Origin of the sequence: Acrocarpospora catenulata (assembly GCF_018476525.1) — a bacterium.
Taxonomy (GTDB): domain Bacteria; phylum Actinomycetota; class Actinomycetes; order Streptosporangiales; family Streptosporangiaceae; genus Acrocarpospora; species Acrocarpospora catenulata.
Genome location: NZ_JAHCST010000006.1, coordinates 272,446 through 293,074 on the forward strand (window position 1 = coordinate 272,446; position 20,629 = coordinate 293,074).

Below are 20,629 nucleotides of genomic sequence, written 5' to 3' on the forward strand. Positions count from 1 at the left end.
GTGACCCGGTTCGTGGCGCGGCGTCTCGCGCAGGCGGCGGCCGTGGTGCTGGCGGCCTACACGCTCACCTTCGCCGCCTTCCACCTCCTTCCCGCCGATCCCGTACAGATCATGATCGGCCCGCAGAACGCGGTGGACCAGGCGCGGGTGGCCGCGCTGCGCGCCGAGTACGGCCTGGACCGCCCGGCGGCCGAGCGCTATCTCGACGGGCTGCTCGGCGCCCTGCGCGGCGACTTCGGCACGTCGTTCCAGACGGGTCGGGACGTCGGCGCGACGATCGCCGAGGCCGCGCCGCGCACGCTCGCGCTGGCGGGCGGCGCGCTGCTGGTGGCGATCCCGCTCGGCTTCCTGATCGCCTGGTCGGCCGCGCACACTCGGCGGGTGTGGCTGCGCCGCCTGCTCGGCGCGCTGCCCGGTCTGTCGCTGTCGGTTCCGACGTTCTGGCTCGGGCTGGTGCTGTTGCAGGCGTTCTCGTTCGGGCTGCCGCTGTTCCCCGCCAGGGGCGAGGACGGGCTCGCCGGTCTGGTGCTGCCGGCGGTGACGCTGGCGCTGCCGTCGTCGGCTTTCGTGGCGCAGGTTCTCCTGGAACGGCTGACCGTGGAGATGCGGCAGCCGTACGTCGACACCGCGCGGGCCAAGGGCGCGTCGCGGGCGCGGGCGGTGACGGCGCACGCGCTGCGCAACGCCGCCATGCCCGCGCTGACCATGACCGCGCTGCTGGCCGGCTGGCTGCTGGCCGGGTCGGTCGTGGTGGAGACGGTCTTCGCGCGCAACGGGCTCGGCCGTCTGATCGAGTCGGCGGTCACCACCCGGGACCTGTCCATGCTGCAGGGCCTGGTCGTGGTGTCCACGGCGGTCGTCACACTGCTCACGCTCGCGGTGGACCTGGCCCATCCTCTGGTGGACCCGCGGCTGCGGGAGCGTGCCGCATGAGGCGGCGGCTCGGCGTCCTGCCGTCGGCCCTGGTGCTGCTGGCGGCCACGGCCGCCGCGCTGGCGCCCGGCCTGTTCTCCCCCGCCGATCCGCTGCGCGGCGATCTCACGGAACGGCTGCTGCCGCCGGAGGCCGCGCACCTGTTCGGGACGGACGAGCTGGGCAGGGACGTGCTGGCCAGAGTCGTGCACGGATCCGCCCCCTCGTTGCAGGCCGCGGTCATCGCGGTGGGCATCGCCGTCCTGGCCGGTTCGGCGATCGGGCTGGTGGCGGGGACCGCGCGGGGGCGGTTGGACGACCTGGTCATGCGCGCGGTGGAGGTGCTGCTCGCGGTGCCGTCGTTCCTGCTGATCCTTGTGGTCGTGGCGGTGCTCGGGCCGGGGACGCGCGAGGTGGCCTTCGCGGTCGGCGTGTCGGCGGCGGCGGTGTTCTCCCGGGTGGTGCGCGCCGAGGTCATCCGGGTCCGCGGGTCGGGGTACGTCGAGGCCGCCGCGGTGTGCGGGACCGGGCGGGCCACCGTGCTGCTGACCCATGTGCTGCCCAACGCCGCGGGGCCGGTGGCCGCGCTGGCGACGCTCGAACTGGGCAACGCCGTCCTCACCGTCGCCGCCGTGAGCTTCCTCGGCTTCGGGGCTCCGCCGCCGGCGCCCGAGTGGGGCTCACTGATCGCCGCGGGACGGCCTTTCCTGGCCTCGGCGTGGTGGCTGACGACCGTGCCCGGTCTCGTCATCGTCGCCGTGGTGCTCGCGGTCAACCACCTCGGAAATGTGCTGCGTACGCGATCGGAGACAGGATGACCCCGCTGCTGGCCGTACGTGGCCTGACCGTGCGCTACGGGCGGGGCGGGCCGGCCGTGGACCGCGCCGACCTGACGGTGGAGGCCGGGCAGATCGTGGCGGTGGTCGGCGAGTCGGGGTCGGGCAAGTCCACGCTCGCGCATGCGCTGGCCGGTCTGCTGCCGGACACGGCCAGGGTGACCGGGGGCTCGGTCACCTTCGGCGGCGAACGGGTGGACGGCCTGCGGGAGCGGGCGTGGCGGCGGCTGCGCGGACGGCGAATCGCATTTGTGCCGCAGGACCCGGGAACGGCGCTCAACCCGCTGATGACCGTGCGCGCCCAGCTCGCCGAGGCGCTGCGGCTGACCGGCACCCCGAGGCCGGGCCAGGACGCCCTCGAAGACGCGCTCGGCCGCGTGGGCATCCCCGACCCGGCAGCAGTTCTCGGCCGGTACCCGCACCAGCTCTCCGGTGGTTTCCGGCAGCGCGTGCTGCTGGGCATGGCGCTTGCCGGGCGACCGGCGCTGCTGATCGCCGACGAGCCGACCTCCGCGCTCGACACCACGGTGCAGAAGACCGTGCTCGACCTCATTCAGCGGGTCGCGGCCAGGGACGGCACGAGCATCCTCCTGATCACTCATGACCTCGGCGTCGCCGCGGACCGCGCGGACCGCGTGGCCGTCATGACCGAGGGCCGTGTCGTGGAGGAAGGCCCGGCGGAGCGGGTGCTCGGCAGTCCGGAGGCCGCCTACACCCGGCTGCTGCTCGACTCGGTCCCCCGCCCGTCGGCCGGGCCCGCGCCGACCGCAGGGGAACCGCTGCTCGCGGTCCGTGACCTGCGCAAGGTGTATCCGGACGGCACGGTCGCGGTCGAGGGCGCCTCGTTCACGCTGGACCGGGCGGGCACGCTCGGGCTGGTCGGCGCGTCGGGGTCGGGCAAGTCGACCGTCGCCCGCGTGATCACCGGGCTCGTCGAGCCGACGGGCGGGAGCGTGCTGCTGGACGGCGCGCCGGTCAGGGCAGGGCGGGTGCAGTTCGTCGCGCAGAACCCGTACGCGTCGCTCGACCCGCTGATGAGCGTGGGCCGCATCATCGCGGAACCGCTGCGGGCGCTGCGCGCGGGCACCAGGGCCGGGCGCCGGGAACGGGTGCGGCGCCTGCTTGAGGACGTCGGCCTGCCCCCCGAGGTCGCCTGGCGGCGGCCCTCGGCGCTCTCCGGCGGGCAGCGCCAGCGGGTCGCCATAGCCAGGGCGCTGGCGCCGTCGCCCGATCTGATCGTGCTCGACGAGCCGGTGTCCGCCCTGGACACGGTGACGCAGGCCCAGATCCTCACGCTGCTGCGCCGCCTCCAGGGCAAGCACGGGATGGCCTATCTGCTCATCTCGCACGACCTCGCCGTGGTGGCCGCCGCCGCGGGGCGGCTCGCGGTGATGCGGGACGGCAGGATCGTCGAGTACGGCCCGACCGCCGAGGTGCTCGCCGCCCCGGAGGCGCCGTTCACCCGCGAACTGCTCGCCGCCATCCCGGGCGGGCGGGTGCGCTCAGCTTGAGCGCGGGGCGTGGTGGATGAGGTCCGCCACCTCGTCCGGGGCACCGGCGAAGACGGCGTGCCCCGCGTCGAGGGTCGCCTGGGCGAACGCGGTGGCGGGGGCCAGCTCGTCGGCGTCGCGGATCATCACGTCCTGGAGCGCGACGGGCAGCGCGCGGTCCAGGGTGGTACGGAGGTAGGTCCGGGGCACGCTCCCCCAGCGCTCGGCCGTGGCCCCGGTCGGGGTGGTGAGGAACGACATCGGCTGGTCAGGGGTGAGGAGGGCGGCCAGGGCCAGGAAGTCGGCGCGGTCGAGGTCCGTGAAGTAGGCCGCGTGCAGTTCGTCCTGGTAGGCGGGGTCGGTGCTGCGCGGGTCGATACGCACCGCGCCGATGGCGGCGGGATCGCCCAGGTACAGGCCACCGCCGAGCGCGGTCTTCGCCTCCGGCAGGCCCAGGTACGCGCCCGCGGGACCCAGCAGTGTGGGGACGAACGCGGCGACGTACACCAGTCCGGCCACCAGCTCGGGGGCCAGTTCGGCGACCCTGGTGGCCACCGCCCCGCCCATGCTGTGCGCGGCCACCACCGGCGGGGCGGCGAAGCGGCGGAGCGTGGCCACCACGTCCGCCGCCACGTCGTCGAGGCTCAGGTCCGCGAGCGGGGACACCTCGGTACGCAGTGCGGCGACGTCCCTGGTGAGGTAGCTCGCCGGGAAGCGGGCCCGGGCGCCGTGGCCCGCCAGGTCGAGCGCCAGGACGCGGTGGCCCCTGGCGGTCAGCGCCCCGGCGAGTGACGCGAAGTGCCCGGCCCCGTGCCAGGCCCCGTGGATCAGCACCACGTCACTCGTCATGCGACTCGACCTCCTGCCACGTCTCCACCAGCGTCCGCGCCAGCTCGGCGGGACGCTCCTCGGGCACGTAGTGTCCGCATTCTTCCACCCAGCGCGTCGACACGTTCGCCACGGCCTCCTGGACCGTGTCCAGCCAGCCGAACCCGACGCCGTGCCGCGCGCCCACCACCAGCGCGGGCACCCGCAGCGGCCCGGCGGCGCACAGCGCCCGGTTGTCGGCGATGTCGGTCGGCAGCGCCCGGTAGTAGCCCATGGTGGCGCGTACCGCTCCGGGGGCGGCCAGGGCACGCGCGTAGACCTCCAGCGCCGCGTCGTCGATCGCCTCGGTCACGTACAGGCCCACCGTGTCGCGGCGGAACATGAACTCCAGATAGCCGCGCTCGCGACCGGCGAGCAGGAACTCCGGCAGGTCGGGCACCATGTTGAAGCCGAAGTGCCAGGACCCGCCGGTCAGCGGGTTCGCCGCCGCGAGGCTCGCACCGAGCCCGGGGATGCCCGCCTCGACGAACGTCAGGCTGCGCACCGACTCCGGGTACAGCGCGGCGAGCGGGTAGGCGACCTGGCCGCCGACGTCGTGGCCGACGAGGTGGTAGCGGGTCAGCCCGAGGGCGGCCATGAGCTGGGCGAGGGTGGTCGCCACCGTGCGCTTGTCGTATCCCCCGGCGGGCCGCGAGCTGGCCCCGAAGCCGGGCAGATCGGGGGCCACGACGGTGTAGCGGCCGGCGAGCAGCGGCACCACCTCGCGCCACGCGTGGGCGGTCTGCGGCCACCCGTGCAGGAGCAGCACCGCGGGCCCCTGCCCGGCGACCACGCAGTTGATCACGTGCCCCGGGAGCCGGACGCGGATCGGGGAGAACCCTTCTGTCATGGCGACCATGGTGCCCAGCCGAGGGCTCCGCCCGGATGGCGCGTTTCCATCCAGTGGGAACCCGGCGTTGAGGGCGGTAACCGTCCGTTTCTACGGTCGCCCTGCCGGGGTCGCCGCCGCTGGGAGGTCATGTGATCGACAAAATGAGGGTCCTGAGTTTCTCGCACTTCGTCCAGGGGCCCGCGGCCTCGCAGTACCTGGCCGACCTCGGGGCCGACGTGATCAAGGTCGAGCCGCCCGCCGGGTCGTGGGAGCGCAGGATCGGCAGCGCGGGCATCCGGGTCGCCGGGCGCAGTGTGACGTTCCTGGCGGTCAACAGGAACAAGCGCTCGATCGCCGTCGACCTCAAACATCCGGACGCCCGCGCCGTGCTGCGCCCGCTGATCGAGCGGGCCGACGTGCTGCTGGAGAACTACCGGGGCGGCGCACTGGAGAAGCTCGGCCTCGGGTACGAGGCGGTACGCGCGATCAAACCCGACATCATCTACGCCTCGGCCAGCGGCTGGGGGTCGCGCGGCCCGATGGCCGGGCGACCGGGAGTGGACCTGCTCGTGCAGGCGCGCACCGGGCTGGTGGACGTCACCGGCGACCGCCCCACCGCGGCCGGCACGCCCGTCGTGGACCAGCACGGCGCTGCCCTGCTCGCGATGGGCGTGCTGGCCGCCTACGCGCGCAGGCTGACCACCGGCGAGGGCACCCGGGTCGAGTCGAGCCTGCTCGGCGCGGGGCTCGACCTGCAGGCGGAATCGCTCGCGCTGTACTACTCCGGCCGCAGGACCCAGACCGACATCCGCCGCCCCGCCGAGTCGGCGTGCTGGTCGATCGACGCCCCCTACGGGGTCTACCGGCTGCTGGACGCCTCGGTGGTGATCGCGCTGAACGGGTCGGAGGACGACCTCGGCGACGCGCTCGGCTCCCCCGCGCTGGCCGGCTACGACCAGCGGGCCAGGCGGACCAAGCGGGAGGAGTACACCGCGGCGGTGGCCCGGGCGCTGGCCGGAATGACCTACGCGGAGGTGGCCTCCCGGCTGGAGCCTCGCGGATTCTGGTTCGAGCGGGTGGCCACCTACGACGACGTACGCGACGACCCCCAGGTGGCCGCGGAAGAGCTGCTCGCCGAGTTCCCGGTGGGCGAGGAACGGGCGACCGTGCTGCGCCACCCGGTCCGCTACGACGGCGAGCTGCCCGGCCTGCGCACGGCGCCTCCCGAACTCGGCGCCGACACCGTGGCGGTGCTGCGCGCGGCGGGGTTCGCCGCGGACGAGGTGGACGGCTTCCTGTCCGCCGGCGTCGTGTTCGCGGCCGGAGGCGGGAAGTGAGCGGACGCGCGCTGGTCTGCACCCAGCTCGGCGGGCCCGAGGATCTTGAGCTGGCCGAGGTGGCGACGCCGAACCCGGGGCCGGGCGAGGTGCTGGTCGGGGTCAGCCACGTGGGGCTGAACTTCCACGACACGCTGATCATCGCGGGCACGCACGTGGTGAAGCCGGAACCGCCGTTTTCCCCCGGCAGCGAGTACGCGGGAACGGTGCTGGCCGTCGGCGCGGAGGTCACGTCGGTGCGGCCCGGCGACCGCGTGGCGGGCAACGAGGAGTACGGCTGCGCCCGCGATGCCGTACTGGTCCGGGCGGACAGGGTCACCGTACTGCCCGGCCACGTCACCGACCGGCAGGCCGCGGCGATCCTGGTGGCCTACTCGACCGCCTACCACGCGCTCGTCCAGCGGGCCGGGCTGCGCGCGGGCGAGACGCTCGCCGTGCTCGGCGCCGCCGGCGGGGTCGGCTCCGCCGCCGTGGACGTGGGGAACCTGCTCGGCGCCCGGGTGATCGCGGGCGCCGCCACACCGGAGCGGGCGGAGTCGGCCCGCCGGTACGGCGCGCACGAGACCTTCTCCTACGGCGGCGCCGACGCCAAGACCGCGATCAAGGAGCTGACCGGTGGGGCCGGCGCGGACGTGGTTTTCGACCCGGTGGGCGGCGCGGTGGCTGAGGCCGCGGTGCGCGCCGTCGCGTGGGGCGGCCGATACCTGGTGATCGGGTTCGCCTCCGGCGGCATCCCGCGCGTCGGGCTGAACATCCCGCTGGTCAAGGGCTCCTCGGTGGTCGGGGTGTTCTGGGGCGAGTTCGTACGGCGGGACCGCGCGCTCCACGAGCGGAACCTGGGCCAGATCTTCGACTGGGCCGCGGCCGGACGACTACGGCACCAGATCCACGACGTGCTCCCACTCGACCAGGGGCCGCGCGCCCTGCGCGAACTGGCCGACGGCAGAGTCCGCGGCAAGCTGCTCCTGCGGGCAGGCGGCCCGGCGGAATGACGACGGCCGTCCAGTCGGCGCGCAGGACGAGGATGGCGCTGGCGGCACTGCTCGGCGGCACCCTGCTCGCGCCGCTCAACTCCTCGATGGTCGCGGTGGCGCTCGCGCCCATCCAGCGCGACCTCGGGCAGCCGCTGGCGGTGACGACGTGGATCGTCACCGTCTTCTACCTGACCGCGTGCGTCTGCCAGCCGGTGCTCGGCCGGGTGGCCGACCGCGTCGGCCCGCGCAGGCTGTTCGCGGCCGGGCTGATGGTGGCGGCGGTCGCCTCCGCGGCGGCGGCCATGGTCACCTCGCTGCCGCTGCTCGTGCTGTGCCGGTGTGTGCAGGCGGTCGGCGTGTCGGCCGCGTTCCCGTGCGCGATGGTCGTCATCCGGCGCCACGGCGACGTCACGCGGCTCTCGGCGGTCGCGACGGTCAACACGACCGCGGGGGCGGTCGGCCCGGTGCTCGGCGGGTTGCTGACCTCCTGGGCCGGGTGGCAGGCCATCTTCTGGGTCAACCTGCCGGTCATGCTGGGGGCGGTGGTGGTCGCGTGGCGCACGATCGGCCCCGATGAGCGGCGGCCCGCGCGTGGCGGCCTTCTCCGCGCGATCGATCCGGTAGGGGTCGCGCTGTTCGCGGTGACGGTGGTCGGCCTGCTGCTCCTGATGCTCGCCGTCCCCGGGGTCTCGGTTCCGGGCGCGGTCGCGGTGATCGTCGCCGGGACCGGGTTCCTGTGGTGGGAGCGGCGCGCCGCCGAGCCGTTCGTGGACGTCCGCGCGCTCGCGGCGGCACGCGGTCTGGTGCCGGTGCTCGGCGCGTTCGTGCTGTTCAACCTGGCCTATTATGGCGCGTTCTACGGGCTGCCGCCGTGGTTGCAGACCACGCTCGGGTACGACGCGGCGCACGCCGGGCTGCTGATCATGCCGATCGCGGCCACCAGCGTCGTGGCGACCGTGCTCGGCGGACCGGTCATGCGCCGGCTCGGCGTCGGGCGGACCCTGCTGGGCGGCGGCGGACTGCTGCTGGCCGGGGTCGCCGCGATCACCACGTTCGGTAGGGCGACGCCCGCGTGGGCCATCGTGCTCGACGGCGTGGTGCTCGGCGTCCCGTACGGGCTGTGCAACCTCGGCCTGCAGCGGCTGATGTACGAGCGGGCGCCCGCCGACATGACCGGTGTGGTCGGCGGCCTGTTCCAGTCGGCCCGCTACGTCGGCGCGATCCTCGCGGTCGGGCTGGTCGGCGCGTTCGCCCCCGACAACCCCGGCAAACCCGCCGACCCGCGCGCGCTCGCGGTGGCGATGACCGCCGTCGCGGTGGCCGTGATCGTCATGCTCGCCCGTGACCTGCGGCGATCCCGAAACGATGAGGTAGCATCCTTGCACCGGACAGCTGGTCCGCGATGACAGAACCCACGATTCTCACCATGACCGCGCCCCGAGAAGACGCCCACAAGCCCGGCCGGACGGTGTCCAGCCGGGTCTTCGCGCTGCTCAACGCGTTCTCCCAGGAGCGGCCCGCGCTCCGCCTCGTCGAACTGACCGCCGTCACCGGGCTGCCGGTCTCGACGGTGCACCGCATCGCGGCCGAGCTGGTCGAGCTGGGAGCGTTGAAGAAGGAGCGCGACGGGACCTACCGGATCGGGTTGCGCATGTGGGAGCTGGGCTCGCTGTGCCCGCAACCGCGCACGCTACGGGACGTGTCGCTGCCGTTCATCCACGACCTGTACGAGACCACGGCGGAGAACGTCCACCTCGCGGTGCTCGACGGCGACGAGGTCCTCTACGTCGAGCGGGTGTGGGGACGCCGCTCGGTCGACGTGGTCAGCCGCGTCGGCGGGCGCTCGCCGCTGCACGCCACGGGAGTCGGCAAGGTACTGCTGGCCCACGCGCCGCGCGAACTGCAGCAGGCCGTGCTGGCGGCCGGGCTGAGGCGCTACACGCCGCGCACGATCGTCATGCCGGGCCTGCTGATGCGGGCGCTCCAGGAGATCCGGGAGACCGGGATCGCCCGGTGCGCGGAAGAGCTGTCGCTGGGCACCGTGTCCGTGGCGGCCCCCATCCACGGGCCCGACCGCCGGGTCGTGGCCGCGCTCTCCGTCGTCTCGCACACCGTCACCCACACCCGGTCGCTGGCGGCGGTGGAGCCCGCGCTGCGGCTGGCGGCGATGTCAATCTCCCGGGAACTGGCCAAGGGCTACGCGGGCGGGCCGGAGGCCGGCGGCCCGCCCGGCACCGTCACGCCGATCCGGTCAGCAGCGCGGTAGCCGTCCCCGCCTGGACGGCCGCCGCGTCCCCCGGCGCGAGTTCGAGCGCCGCGACCGTGCCGAGCGGGTCGGTGTCGGCGAGTTCGAACGGGTAGTCCGTGCCGACGAGCACGTGGTCGGCGCCGAAGTCCTCGACGAGCCGCCGCAGCAGCGGGGTCGAGAAGGTGGCGGTGTCGTAGTAGAGGCGGCGCAGGTAGTCGCTCGGCGGGCGCGGCGTGGTGCGGGGGACCGGCTTGCGCGACCAGCCGAGGTCCAGCCTGCCGAGCAGGGACGGCAGGCACCCGCCGCCGTGCGCCAGGCACAGCCGCAGGTCGTGCCGTTCCAGGACGCCGCCGAGCACGAGCCGCGAGACGGCGAGCGCGGTCTCCATCGGGTAGCCGGCGAGCTGGGGCAGCCAGTAGTCGGCGAGCCGGGGGCCGCCGGGGACGCTGTTGGGGTGGAGGAAGACGAACGCGCGGCGGTCCGCGAGGAGCTCCCACAGCGGCTCGTGCAGGGGATCGTCCAGTTCCCTGCCCAGACCGCGGGTGCCGATGGCGATGCCCGCGCACCCCAGCTCGTCCAGGCAGCGGCGGGCCTCGTCCGGCGCGGCCGGCGTGCCGAGCGGCACGTACCCGAGCGGGTCGAGCACCCCGCGATGCCCGGCGAGGAGGTCGGCCAGCGCGTCGTTGCCGCGGCGGACCACGGCCAGGACGTCCCGCTCGTCGGCGGCGTCCGCGCACGTCACGAACGGCGGCACCGACACGAGCTGGCGGGTGACGCCCATGCGGCGCAGGTCGGCCAGCCGTTCCGCGACGTCGTACTGGGCGGGCGGCAGCGGGATCGGCGCGCCCGTCGGTATCCCGGACACCAGCGGGTCGATCCTGACCACGCCGGCGGCGAGGCCGGACAGGTCGGCGAGGCCGCGGCCGGACAACCAGGTCAGCAGTGCCGTCGGCAGCGCGTGGGCGTGAACGTCGATCATCCGACCGCCTCGGCGAGTCTGGCGCGGTCGAGCCGTCCCATGAAGTCGCGGAACAGCCGGTCGGTCCGGACGACCGCGTCGACCGCCACGGGGGTGTCGCGCAGCGCGTCACGTACGTCCTGCTCCAGCGTGACGCCCTCGCTCTCGACCAGGACGGCGACGCTCGCGGGGCCGGTCGGGACGACCGCCGCCGGATATCCGGTGCGGCGCGACACGGCTGCCTCCAGATCGCTCGGGCCCACGTAGGCGTCCGCGATCCGCAGCGCGTCCTGGACGCGGTTCACGTAGTGCAGGTGGCCGTCGGCGTCGCGCCGGCAGACGTCGCCGGTACGCAGCCAGCCGTCCTCGACCGGCGTGCCCGCGGGGAACGCGTAGGCGTGCGCGGTGGTCGGGCCCCGTACCCACAACTCCCCCGCCCGCCCGGCCGGGACGTCGCCGCCGCCGGGGCCGCGCAGGCGGACTTCGGTCCCGGGGAACGGCGCGCCGAGCGAGGTGCGCAGGCGCGGGTCAAGGTGGTCGGCCGGGGCGGTCCACGCGATCGTCTTGGGCACCTCGACCTGGCCGAACACCCCGCACAGCACCTCGCCGAACAGCGCGTGCGCACGGTCGATCTCCTCGCCGGTGAACGAGGCCCCGCTGTAGATCACCAGCGCCAGGGACGACCAGTCGTGACCGGCGGCGTCCGGGTGGGCCAGCAGGGCGCGCAGCGCGGGCGGCATCGCCATCAGCACGGTCGGGCGGTGCCGGGCGGCGGCCGCCAGCAGCGCGTCAGCGCCTGGACCCTCCGGGATGACGAACGTCCCGCCCAGCATCAGCGTCGGCAGCACCATGTTGCCGAAGCCACCGGACACCGACTCAGGGCACAGCACACGCGGCTGCTCCGGCCACGGGAGGGTGTCGCGCAGCGCGGTCGCCACCGCGCCCAGCGCGCCGGCGGACAGTTCGACGCCCTTGACCGGCCCGGTGGCGCCGGAGGTGAACGCCAGCCGTACCACGGCGCTCGCAGGCGCGGCCGGACCTGCGGGCCCAGGCTCCCTCGCGGCGGTCAGCTCGCGATCGGTCAGCACCCGGACCTCAGGATGGGCCCGCAGCCAGGCGTCCAGATCCGGGTCGCCCGGCTCGGTGAGCACGGCGTCCGGCGCGACAAGGTCCAGCCGCTCGGCCAGTGCCGCGCCGCGCAGGCCCCCCGGCGGCAGGGCGGCGGACCGGTGGCCCGCCACGTAGCAGGCCGCGTTGACCAGCCACTGCAGCGGGTCGTTGGGCCGGACCTGCAGCACCGTGTCACCCGGCCGCAGGCCGGCCTCGGCCAGGGCGTCCGCCACGCCCAGCACCAGCCGCTCCGCCTCGCGGTAGGTCAGCTCGGCGCCGCCCTGCCGGAACGCGATGAGGCCAGGACGCGCGCGCAGCGCGTCCAGCACCAGCCCGCCGATCGCCATCACAGCCGCTCGTCCGGCATGACCGTGCCGCAGGACTTGCAGGTCCGCGCGGCGACGTCGCCGTAGAACCGCTGGTACGCGCCCGCCACCGGGTCGGTGCGGTAGTCGCTCACGTGGACGGCCTCCTCGTGCAGAAACTCATCGCAGGCGGGACAGAACCAGCGGAAGCGGTCCAGTTCACCCGGCCGCCGCAGCCGTTCGATGACCAGCACGAACGCGTCCGGCGCGAACCGGGGCGAGTGGGCGATGCCGGTCGGCGTGAAAATGGTCCCGCCCTCAGGGATCACCGCGATGTCCGAGCCGCCCTCGGGCTTGCGGTAGTGCAGGTCCATGGAGCCCAGCACCATGAACATCACCTCGTCGCTCGGGTTGAGGTGGAACTCGCTGCGATATTCGCGGCCACGGGCGAGGAAGGCGAGCGACTCGCTCTCCTGCCACAGCACCTTGACCCGCCTGCCGCTCACCTGCAGTTCTCCGGCCGCCTTGCGCAGCTCGACGATGGGCATCTGGCTGGGGTGCATTGCTACCTCCTGGTGTGCTGCTCAGCCGAGCAGGCCGGTGTCGTACACGATCTGGCCGTCGACGACGGTCATCAGGACCTCGATCGCGCGGAGTTCGTCGTCGGACGCGGTGAGCGGGTCGGCGCCGAGCACGGCCAGGTCGGCGAGCGCGCCCGCGGTGAGCCGGCCCTTGACCTCCTGCTCGCCGGTGTGCGCGGCGCCGGAGGTGGTGTACAGGCGCAGGGCCTCCGCCCGGGTGATCGCCTGCGTGTCCCCCACGACGTCGCCCGCCGCGTCGCGCCTGGTCGTCATGGCGTAGATGTTCTGGAACGGGTCGAGGGCGTTGATCGGATAGTCGGTGCCGGCCGCGACGCCGTCGAGCCCGAGGCCGTCCACGAGGTCGCGCAGCGGCACGGCGGCCTCGGTGCGGGCATCGCCGAGGTGGCCGGCGATGGCCACCCGGTTGTGCCACAGGAACGGGATCTGCGCGGCCACCTGCACGCCCAGCGCGCGGGCCCGGGCGATCTGGTCGGGCCGGATCAGGCTGGCGTGGATGAGCACGTCCGGCAGGAGGCCCCGGCACCGGCCGGCCTCGTAGACGTCGAGGGCGAGGTCGATCGCGGCGTCGCCCACCACGTGCGTGCCGACCGGCCAGCCCGCGCGGTGCGCCGCGCCGACCAGCTCGCCCAGCCGATCCCGGTCGGCGAACACCTCACCGTGGTAGCAGGGATCGGTGCGGTACGGCTCACGCGTGGCCGCCGTGCCGAGCGTCATGCCGCCGTCCACCTGGAGCTTCACACCCCGGGTGAGGTAGTGCCCGCCGACGGGCCCGGGCGGTCCCGAGGCCAGCAGCGCCTCCCAGTCCGCGAGCGGGACCGACGGGTTGAGCTCGCTGGACGGCATGACCATCGCGGCCACCCGGAGCGTGGACCGCCCGTCCCCGGCCAGCTCACGCACCGCCTCGACGTCCGGTGGCCGCAACGCGCCCGCCACGACCGAGGTGATCCCGTGCCGGTTGAGCGCTCGCATGGCGGCGGTGAGCTGGGCGGCCCGCTCCGCACGGGTCCATTCCGGCACCACCCGGGCGACGGCGTGCCTGGCGCCCTCGACCAGCCTGCCGTCGTGCCCGCTGGGGTCGACGCCCGCCCGTTCCAGCGCGGCGGTGCTGACCGTCGCGGCGTGGCCCTCCGGCAGGTACACCGGGCGTCCGCCCGCCGCCCGGTCCAGCTCGTGCCGGTTGGGCCCACGGCCCTCGGCGAGCTGGAGAAGCGGGTTCCACGGCTGCCCCTGCACCCACGCGCCGGGCTCGCGGGTGGCGGCCAGCGCGGCGACCCGGTCCAGTGCGGCGTCGAGCGTGCGCACACCCGCGAACGACACGGTGTGCTCGTCCATCCCCGCGTTCTCGAAGTGGCAGTGCGAGTCGACCAGCCCGGGGATCACCGTCCGGCCCGCCAGCCGTACCACCCTGGTGGACGGGCCGGCCAGGGGTGCGACGTCGGCGTCACGGCCGACCGCGGACACCCGGCCCCCGGTCACCGCGACCGCCTCGGCGACCGTGCCGCGCGCGTCCAGCGTGTGCACCCGGCCGCCGAGCAGGACCAGGTCGGTCATGGCCGGATCACGGCGGCCACGCACTCGACCTCGACCTGCACCCCGGTGCGGTGCGGGGTCGCGATGACCGTGGTCCGCGCGGGGAAGTGCGGGTTGCCCTCGAAGAACTCGCGGTAGACGGCGTTGAACACCGGGAAGTTGGCCACGTCGCGCACGAAACAGGTGCACTTGAGGATGCTCTCCCGGCTGCCGCCCGCCGCCTCGACGACCGCGACCAGGTTGGTGAGCGTCTGCCTGACCTGCTCGGCGAAGTCGTCGGAGACGATGGTGCGCGTCTGCGGGTCCAGCGGCCCGGTGCCCGAGCAGTAGATGGTGTCGCCGTGCACGATCGCCTGGGACAGCGGCGCGGCCGTCCCCGTGGAGAAGCCCACGGTGGGTGCGTTGCGGGTGCTGACGGCTCGAATTTCGGACATGGTTGCTCCTTGCGAGTCGGACGTGCGGTCGCGGTGGGGCGGCGACCCCGTTACGAGATCTCCATGATGACGGCCTTGGGTTCGGTGAAGAACTCCCGGCTGTAGGTTCCGCCCTCACGGCCGACGCCGGAGTTTTTGGCACCGCCGAAAGGCGCGCGGAGATCCCTGACGAAGAAGCAGTTCGCCCAGACGGTGCCGACCCGCAGTGCCCGCGCGACGCGGTGGGCGCGGGAGAGGTCCTGGGTGAACAGCATGGCGTTCAGGCCGTACGGCGTGTCGTTGGCCGCCGTCACCGCGTCCGCCTCCTCCTCGAACGGGAGCACCACCACGACGGGCCCGAAGATCTCCTCCTGGGTGACCCGGTCGCGCTGGCCCGCGCCGACCACCACGGTCGGCCGCACGGTCCACCCCTCGCCCACGCCGCCCGTGTGCAGCCGCGCGCCGGCCTCCGTCGCGATGTCCAGGTAACCGGCCACCTTCGTGAAGTGTTCCCGCGAGGACAGCGGGCCGATCTGCGTCGCCGGATCCTTCGGGTCGCCGAGCACGAGCGCGTCGGCCGCGGCGGTGAACCTGGCCAGGAACTCGTCGTACACCTCGCGCTGCACGTACAGCCGGCTTCCGGCCAGGCAGACCTGCCCGCTGTTGCTGAACACCGCCTGGATGGACCAGCTGACCGCCTGGTCCAGGTCCGCGTCGGCGAAGACGATGTTCGCGCCCTTGCCGCCCAGTTCCAGGCTGACCGGGGTCAGGTTGGCCGCCGCGGCCCTGGAGATCAGCCGGCCGGTGGCCGACTCGCCGGTGAAGGTGATCCGGTCGACCAGCGGGGAGTCGGTCAGCGCCTGGCCCGCCGAGTTCGCCCCGAACCCGTGGACGACGTTGAGCACGCCGGGTGGCAGGCCGGCCTCCAGCGCCAGCCGGGCCAGGATGGTGGCCGAGGCGGGCGACTGCTCGGCGGGCTTGAGCACGACCGTGTTCCCCCAGGCGAGCGCGGGCGCGACCTTCCAGCTCGCCATCATGAGCGGGAAGTTCCACGGCGCGATGGCGGCCACGACGCCCGCCGGGTCGTACTGGGTGTAGGCGTGGTGCCCGGTCGGCATCGGGAACGTCTCGGCGGGGGTGATCTGCGCGTGGTCGGCGAAGAACCGGAAGTTCCGCGCCGCGCGGGGGACGTCGTGCCCCGTGGTCTGGGTGATCGGCTTGCCCATGTCCGTGGTGTCGGCCGCCGCCAGCTCCTCGACGTGCTTGTCCAGCAGGTCGGCGAGGCGGTGCAGGATCGCGCCGCGTTCGGCGAAGCTCATCCGCGGCCACGGACCTTCGTCGAAGGCCGACCGCGCGGCGTGTACGGCGCGTTCCGCGTCGCCGGCCGAGCCGAGCGCCACCGTGGCCCACGGTTCCCGCGTCCACGGGTCCACGGACTCGAACGCCGTCCCATCGGCCGAGGCTACCTCCTCGCCCCCGATGACGTGCCCGAACGATTCCACCGCTGGTCCTCCTCTTGATCGCTGTGTCGTCAACTCTCCGCGTGCGACCGGCGCACGCTCAACGGCTGGTTTCCACTCGCCGGGAAACGCGGTCAGCGGCCACGCACCGCGCGTGACCACTCCGCCCACCGCTGCCCGAACTCGGGCGAGCGCACCGCCTGGATCTGCTCGGTGATCTCCCGGTCCACCGCCTCGGCGAACCCGCCACCGGCCGCCGCCGCGGCGATCAGGCGTTTGGTCGCCCGCGCCGCCTCGGGGGGCGCGGCCGCGAGCGCCTCGGCGCGGCCGAGCGCCTGCACGAGCGGGTCGGCCACGACGACGTCGAGCAGGCCGATCCGCACGGCCTCCTCCGCCGCGACCTTGCGCCCGGACAGCGCCAGCTCCGTCGCCCGCGCCGGACCGACCGCCCGGGCGAGCAACCACGACACGCCGAAGTCGGGGACCAGCGCCATCTTGATGAACGGGCTGGCGAACACCGCGCCGTCCGAGCCGATCCGCAGGTCGCAGGCGAGGGCCAGGGCCATCCCCGCGCCGACGGCCGCGCCGTCCACGACCGCCACGGTCGGCGCGTGGAACTCCAGCAACAGTTCGGCGATGGAGAACTCGCGGGTCATGCGCTCCCGCGCGTCCTGCGGCGCCTCGTTCCCCAGGTCGCCGATCGTGTCCAGGTCGCCGCCCGCGCAGAACGCGCCGCCGCGCCCGGTGAGAACCAGGGCCCGTACGGTGGAGTCGCCGTCCAGCTCGCGCAGCGCCGCCAGCAGTCCGTCGAGCAGCGTGCGGTCCAGCGCGTTACGGCGGTGCGGCCTGTCCAGCTCCAGCAGCGCGACCCCCGCTGCGGGGAACCTCACCTGAAGTCCACGTACATTCATGGCCCTGAGCTGACCGGATGCGGGCTCCGGCCCACCAGGACCGGTTCTCATTGAGCGGAAGCCCGCAGGTGGCCGGGCCTGGTGCCACCGCGCATGATCGGAGCGCATGGACATTCGAGGTTCGGGAGGAAATTCGTGAACGGGCAGCTGCGCGGCAAGACGGCGATCGTCACCGGGGCGGCGTCGGGTATCGGACGCGCGACCGCCGCGCTGTTCGCCGCCCGGGGCGCCGCGGTGCTCGCCGTGGACCGCGCCGAGGAGGGCCTGCGGGACCTGCGGGAGGAGGTGGTGGCGGCGGGCGACGACCTGGCCGTGCTGGCCGCCGACCTCACCGCGGCGGGCGTGGCGGAGCGGGTCTTCGACCACTGCGCCGAGGTGGTCGGCGCACCGGACGTGCTCGCCAACATCGCGGGCAAGGCCGGGGACCACCCGGCGGCCGACACCACGGACGAGGACTTCGAGTTCTTCCTGCGGACCAACCTCGGCACGACGTTCGCGCTGAGCCGCCGCGCGGTGCTCGCGTTCGGCGACGCGGGCGGGGCGATCGTCAACACCTCCTCGGCGTTCGCGCTGACCGGGGTCGCGGGGTCCGCGCCGTACTCGGCGGCCAAGGGCGCGGTCTCCAGCCTCACCCGCCAGATGGCGGCCGACTACGGCCGGCGGGGCATCCGGGTCAACGCGGTGGCGCCGGGCCTGATCGAGACCCCGGCCACCCGCGCGAAGATCGCCGCAGGCGTCTTCGACGACCTGGTGACCCGGTCGCGCCCGCTGCCGAGGGTCGGGCAGCCGATCGACGTCGCGCGGGTCATCGCGTTCCTGGCGTCCGAGGAGGCGGCGTTCGTCACCGGCCTCACCATCCCGGTGGACGGCGGCTGGACCAGCACGCACTTCCGCGGCTGACCGCGACGCGGAACGGGCCGGGGCGACAGTCGGCCCCGGCCCGCTTCTGCGTACGCCCGGCATGGGCGATCGCTTGGGGGTGGCGGACCGGCCCCGTGCGCCAGCGGCCAGGTCACGGCGAGGAACGTCGGCTACCACGGTTCACTGGCGGCCGGAGCCTCCACTCAGATCAGCTTCCAGGCCACCCACACCGGCAACGCTGCAACGGGACCCCTGAGCACTCTCCTGACGAAACCGGTTGGCGGGCAACCGGCCGGAGCCCGCCAGGCGCACAAGACGCCTGATATAGCGCTCTATTTCGTCTTAGTGCGCGTTACTGCTTGGACATAGGATGTCTCACTAGCCCAGCCGAAGTTTTGTGAAACGGCACCGGCTTGCACCACCTCAACCGAGTTAACGCTCACAAGGGAGAGCCGATGAGCCCCAGAGACGGCGGGACGCGCTGATGCCGGACTCCATGGACACCCGATCCGCCGCCGCACGGATCAACACCTCGATCCCCCACCCGGCTCGCATCTACGACTACCTGCTGGGCGGCAAGGACAACTACGCGGCCGACCGCGAGGCGGCCGAACAACTCGTCAAGGTCTCCCCGGGCACCCGGGAGGGCGTCCGCGCCCACCGCGCCTTCCTCCGCCGGGCGGTGCGTCACCTCGCCACCGAGGCGGGGATCACGCAGTTCCTCGACATCGGCACCGGCATCCCCACCCAGGGCAACACCCACGAGGTCGCGCAGGAGGCCAACCCCGACGCCCGGGTGGCCTACGTCGACAACGACCCCATCGTCCTGGTCCACGGCCGCGCCCTGCTCACCGGCAGCGCCACCGGACGGACCACGGTCATCGAGGCCGACCTCCGGCAGCCGGAGGCCATCCTCGGCCACCCCGAGGTCAAGGCCGTCATCGACTTCACTCAGCCGGTGGCCGTCATCCTGGCGGGCGTCCTGCACTTCGTCCCCGACGACGAGGGTCCGCACGCGACCGTCGAACGGTTCAAGGCCGCCGTGCCCTCGGGCAGCCACCTGCTGCTGTCGCACATCACGCTCGACTTCGCCCCCCAGGTGCAGCAGGAGGAGATGAGCAAGCCGTACGACAAGAGCACCGCGCCCATGGTCCCCCGCACCCACGCCGACGTCCTGCGGTTCTTCGACGGCTGGCAGCTGGTCGAACCTGGCCTGGTCGAGGTGGTGCTCTGGCGGCCGGACGAGCCCCGCGAGTACATCCCCGGCGGTCACGCCTGGGCGTACGGCGGCGTCGCGGTCAAACCCTGACCAGCTGCCGGTCGGCCAACCCCGACGGTGACGCGTCCTGCGGGAACAGGCCTCCCGCAGGACGAAGGTTGATGTCAGCCATCTCGAACCGCTCGCCAGGACCGGCCGGGAAAGGCCGGCGCTCGCTCCCGGGCGTCTCGGATCAAACACGTGTCAACGATGCCGGCGAGGCCATCAAGTAGGCTTGATCTATGGATGTTATCGGTCACACGCCAGCGGGCGGCGCTCCTCGTGGCCGGTCCGCGAGCATCTGGGACGTCGCCCGGGTGGCCGGGGTCTCCCAGCAGACCGTCTCCCGTGTCATCAACGGCAAGGCCAGGGTGAGCGAGGCGACCAGGGCCAAGGTCCTGCAGGTCATCGCCGAGCTCGGCTACCGGCCCAACCGGCTGGCCCAGGCGCTGGCCGGCGGTCCGGCGCGGTCGGTCACCGTGCTGACCTCCGACACCGCCCTGTACGGCGCGGCCGCCACGCTGCGCGGCATGGAGGAGGCGGCCAGGCGGGCGGGCTTCTCGGTGGGCATCAGCGTGCTGGAGCCCGACCTGGAGCCGGCGGAGGTCGTCCTGCGGCTCAACCGCCCCGGGGAGGCGGTCATGGTGATCGCCTTCGACGACGTGGGCGTGCGGGTGCTGCGCGCGCTGCCGCCGGACGTCCCGGTGGCCGCCGCCGTCGAACGCCGCCCGGGCGAGGGCGCGGGTCACAGCGCGGGTCACAGCGCGGGTCACAGCGCGGACGCCGAGCCGTGGCAGATCTGGCTGGATGACCGGGCGGCGGCGGCGCACGCGACCCGCTACCTGCTCGGCCTGGGGCACCGGACCGTGCACTACGTCGCCATCCCCTCCTCCACCAGCGCGCTCGCGCAGCGGACCCAGGGCTGGCGTGAGGCGCTCTTCGCCGCCGGGCGGCCGCGGCCCGAGCCGTTGCAGGGCGGGTGGAGCCCCCGCTCGGGTTACCTGGCCGTGCGCTCCCTGCTGGCGGACCGCTCGGTGACCGCCATCCTGTGCGGCAACGACGACCTGGCCCTGGGCGTCATGCGGGCCGCCCGCGAGGCCGGGCGGGAGGTTCCCGGCGACCTCAGCGTGGTCGGTTTCGACGACTCGCCGCAGTCCGCCTTCATGAACCCCTCGCTGACCACCGTCCGGCTCGACTTCGAAGGTCTCGGCCGGGCCTGCTTCGGGCTGCTGCACCGCCGGCTTGACCCGGAGGCCGCCCCGGCCGTGCCGGTCTGGAGCGAGCCGGAACTGATCGTCCGCGAGAGCAGCGGCCCGGCACCGTCCTGACCGCCCGGCGACCACGCGAGCGCCGTGGTCACCGGGTGCGCGGGAACGCGAAGGGCCATCGGCGCTCGGGGGTGCCGATGGCCCGATGCGTTCGCCGCCCGGCGGGGAAGCCGCCCGGCGGGGAAACTGCCCGGCGGGGAAGCCGCCCGGCGGGGAAACTGCCCGGCGGGGAAACTGCCCGGGGAGGAGTCAGCGCGGGGTCAGGACCAGGCGGTAGGCCCGGTTGGCGTCCTGGTTGGCGATCGGGATGGTGAGGCTTCCGTTGGTGACGGTGTAGGCGGTCGAGGACACCGTGGTCGGCCCGGACACGTTCGTCGTGCGTCCGGTGCCCGGGGTGTACTCCAGGGTGGCGGTGACCGAGGAGCCCAGCGCGCCGATCCCGTCCACCCGGATCGAG

Annotated in this window: 19 protein-coding genes and 1 pseudogene; 10 read left to right on the forward strand and 10 right to left on the reverse strand. The window is 73.9% G+C overall.

Annotated features, from left to right (window positions below; genetic code table 11):
* From KIP79_RS09070 to KIP79_RS09080, 3 genes are read left to right on the forward strand one after another with little or no spacing between them, the layout of a single operon-like run.
* Positions 1-933, forward strand: coding sequence for an ABC transporter permease (locus KIP79_RS09070; RefSeq protein ID WP_214104238.1), 933 nt, complete (start codon positions 1-3; stop codon positions 931-933).
* The gene (locus KIP79_RS09075; RefSeq protein ID WP_214104239.1) at positions 930-1,730 is read left to right on the forward strand and encodes an ABC transporter permease; all 801 of its coding nucleotides are present in this window, start codon (positions 930-932) and stop codon (positions 1,728-1,730) included. Before KIP79_RS09070 ends, KIP79_RS09075 begins: the two co-directional genes overlap by 4 nt.
* A complete protein-coding gene (locus KIP79_RS09080; RefSeq protein ID WP_214104240.1) occupies positions 1,727-3,259 on the forward strand; it encodes an ATP-binding cassette domain-containing protein in 1,533 nt (510 codons plus the stop codon). Before KIP79_RS09075 ends, KIP79_RS09080 begins: the two co-directional genes overlap by 4 nt.
* Here the strand turns inward: KIP79_RS09080 and KIP79_RS09085 are convergent.
* Entirely contained in the window at positions 3,251-4,087 is an 837-nt protein-coding gene (locus KIP79_RS09085; RefSeq protein WP_214104241.1) for an alpha/beta hydrolase, read from the reverse strand. The genes KIP79_RS09080 and KIP79_RS09085 overlap by 9 nt on opposite strands.
* Entirely contained in the window at positions 4,077-4,955 is an 879-nt protein-coding gene (locus tag KIP79_RS09090; protein WP_214104242.1) for an alpha/beta fold hydrolase, read from the reverse strand. The genes KIP79_RS09085 and KIP79_RS09090 overlap by 11 nt, the downstream gene beginning before the upstream one ends.
* Positions 4,956-5,098: 143 nt before the next feature.
* Between KIP79_RS09090 and KIP79_RS09095 the strand changes: the two genes are divergently transcribed.
* Genes KIP79_RS09095 through KIP79_RS09110 form a run of 4 tightly spaced genes read left to right on the forward strand, consistent with a single transcriptional unit; the run spans position 5,099 to position 9,514 of the window.
* Positions 5,099-6,274 carry a CaiB/BaiF CoA transferase family protein gene (locus tag KIP79_RS09095; RefSeq protein WP_214104243.1) on the forward strand — a complete coding sequence of 392 codons (1,176 nt, stop codon included), beginning with the start codon at positions 5,099-5,101 and terminating at the stop codon, positions 6,272-6,274.
* On the forward strand, positions 6,271-7,266 hold the full coding sequence (locus tag KIP79_RS09100; RefSeq protein ID WP_214104244.1) for an NADPH:quinone oxidoreductase family protein: 996 nt from the start codon (positions 6,271-6,273) through the stop codon (positions 7,264-7,266). Before KIP79_RS09095 ends, KIP79_RS09100 begins: the two co-directional genes overlap by 4 nt.
* Positions 7,263-8,654: an MFS transporter gene (locus KIP79_RS09105; RefSeq protein ID WP_214104245.1), complete on the forward strand. Its 1,392-nt coding sequence runs from the start codon at positions 7,263-7,265 to the stop codon at positions 8,652-8,654. Before KIP79_RS09100 ends, KIP79_RS09105 begins: the two co-directional genes overlap by 4 nt.
* A 20-nt stretch (positions 8,655-8,674) precedes the next feature.
* Positions 8,675-9,514 carry an IclR family transcriptional regulator gene (locus KIP79_RS09110; RefSeq protein WP_214104246.1) on the forward strand — a complete coding sequence of 280 codons (840 nt, stop codon included), beginning with the start codon at positions 8,675-8,677 and terminating at the stop codon, positions 9,512-9,514.
* On the opposite strand, the gene KIP79_RS09115 is transcribed toward KIP79_RS09110, so the two are convergent.
* From KIP79_RS09115 to KIP79_RS09145, 7 genes are all read right to left on the reverse strand, one after another.
* A complete protein-coding gene (locus KIP79_RS09115) occupies positions 9,486-10,475 on the reverse strand; it encodes an amidohydrolase family protein (protein WP_214104247.1) in 990 nt (329 codons plus the stop codon). The genes KIP79_RS09110 and KIP79_RS09115 overlap by 29 nt on opposite strands.
* Positions 10,472-11,911 (reverse strand): class I adenylate-forming enzyme family protein, encoded by a 1,440-nt coding sequence (locus tag KIP79_RS09120; RefSeq protein WP_214104248.1) that lies wholly within the window; start codon positions 11,909-11,911, stop codon positions 10,472-10,474. Before KIP79_RS09120 ends, KIP79_RS09115 begins: the two co-directional genes overlap by 4 nt.
* Positions 11,911-12,432 carry a 3-hydroxyanthranilate 3,4-dioxygenase gene (locus KIP79_RS09125; RefSeq protein WP_214104249.1) on the reverse strand — a complete coding sequence of 174 codons (522 nt, stop codon included), beginning with the start codon at positions 12,430-12,432 and terminating at the stop codon, positions 11,911-11,913. Before KIP79_RS09125 ends, KIP79_RS09120 begins: the two co-directional genes overlap by 1 nt.
* A gap of 21 nt (positions 12,433-12,453) precedes the next feature.
* Entirely contained in the window at positions 12,454-14,022 is a 1,569-nt protein-coding gene (locus tag KIP79_RS09130) for an amidohydrolase (protein ID WP_214104250.1), read from the reverse strand.
* Entirely contained in the window at positions 14,019-14,435 is a 417-nt protein-coding gene (locus KIP79_RS09135) for a RidA family protein (RefSeq protein ID WP_214104251.1), read from the reverse strand. The genes KIP79_RS09130 and KIP79_RS09135 overlap by 4 nt, the downstream gene beginning before the upstream one ends.
* 50 nt (positions 14,436-14,485) lie before the next feature.
* On the reverse strand, positions 14,486-15,916 hold the full coding sequence (locus KIP79_RS09140) for an aldehyde dehydrogenase (RefSeq protein ID WP_214104252.1): 1,431 nt from the start codon (positions 15,914-15,916) through the stop codon (positions 14,486-14,488).
* Between the two features lie 92 nt (positions 15,917-16,008).
* Complete coding sequence (locus KIP79_RS09145) at positions 16,009-16,764, reverse strand: enoyl-CoA hydratase/isomerase family protein (RefSeq protein WP_214104253.1); 756 nt, start codon at positions 16,762-16,764, stop codon at positions 16,009-16,011.
* 156 nt (positions 16,765-16,920) lie between these two features.
* On the opposite strand from KIP79_RS09145, the gene KIP79_RS09150 reads away from it, so the two are divergent.
* The 3 genes from KIP79_RS09150 to KIP79_RS09160 all read left to right on the forward strand — a co-directional run bounded on the left by KIP79_RS09150 (position 16,921) and on the right by KIP79_RS09160 (position 20,232).
* Positions 16,921-17,685 (forward strand): SDR family NAD(P)-dependent oxidoreductase, encoded by a 765-nt coding sequence (locus tag KIP79_RS09150; protein ID WP_214104254.1) that lies wholly within the window; start codon positions 16,921-16,923, stop codon positions 17,683-17,685.
* A 445-nt stretch (positions 17,686-18,130) separates the two neighbouring features.
* On the forward strand, positions 18,131-18,955 hold the full coding sequence (locus tag KIP79_RS09155) for an SAM-dependent methyltransferase (protein ID WP_250212889.1): 825 nt from the start codon (positions 18,131-18,133) through the stop codon (positions 18,953-18,955).
* 191 nt (positions 18,956-19,146) lie between these two features.
* Complete coding sequence (locus tag KIP79_RS09160; RefSeq protein ID WP_214104255.1) at positions 19,147-20,232, forward strand: LacI family DNA-binding transcriptional regulator; 1,086 nt, start codon at positions 19,147-19,149, stop codon at positions 20,230-20,232.
* Between the two features lie 189 nt (positions 20,233-20,421).
* Here KIP79_RS09160 and KIP79_RS09165 read toward each other — a convergent pair.
* Positions 20,422-20,629, reverse strand: a pseudogene (locus tag KIP79_RS09165) (CBM35 domain-containing protein); the annotation flags it as partial.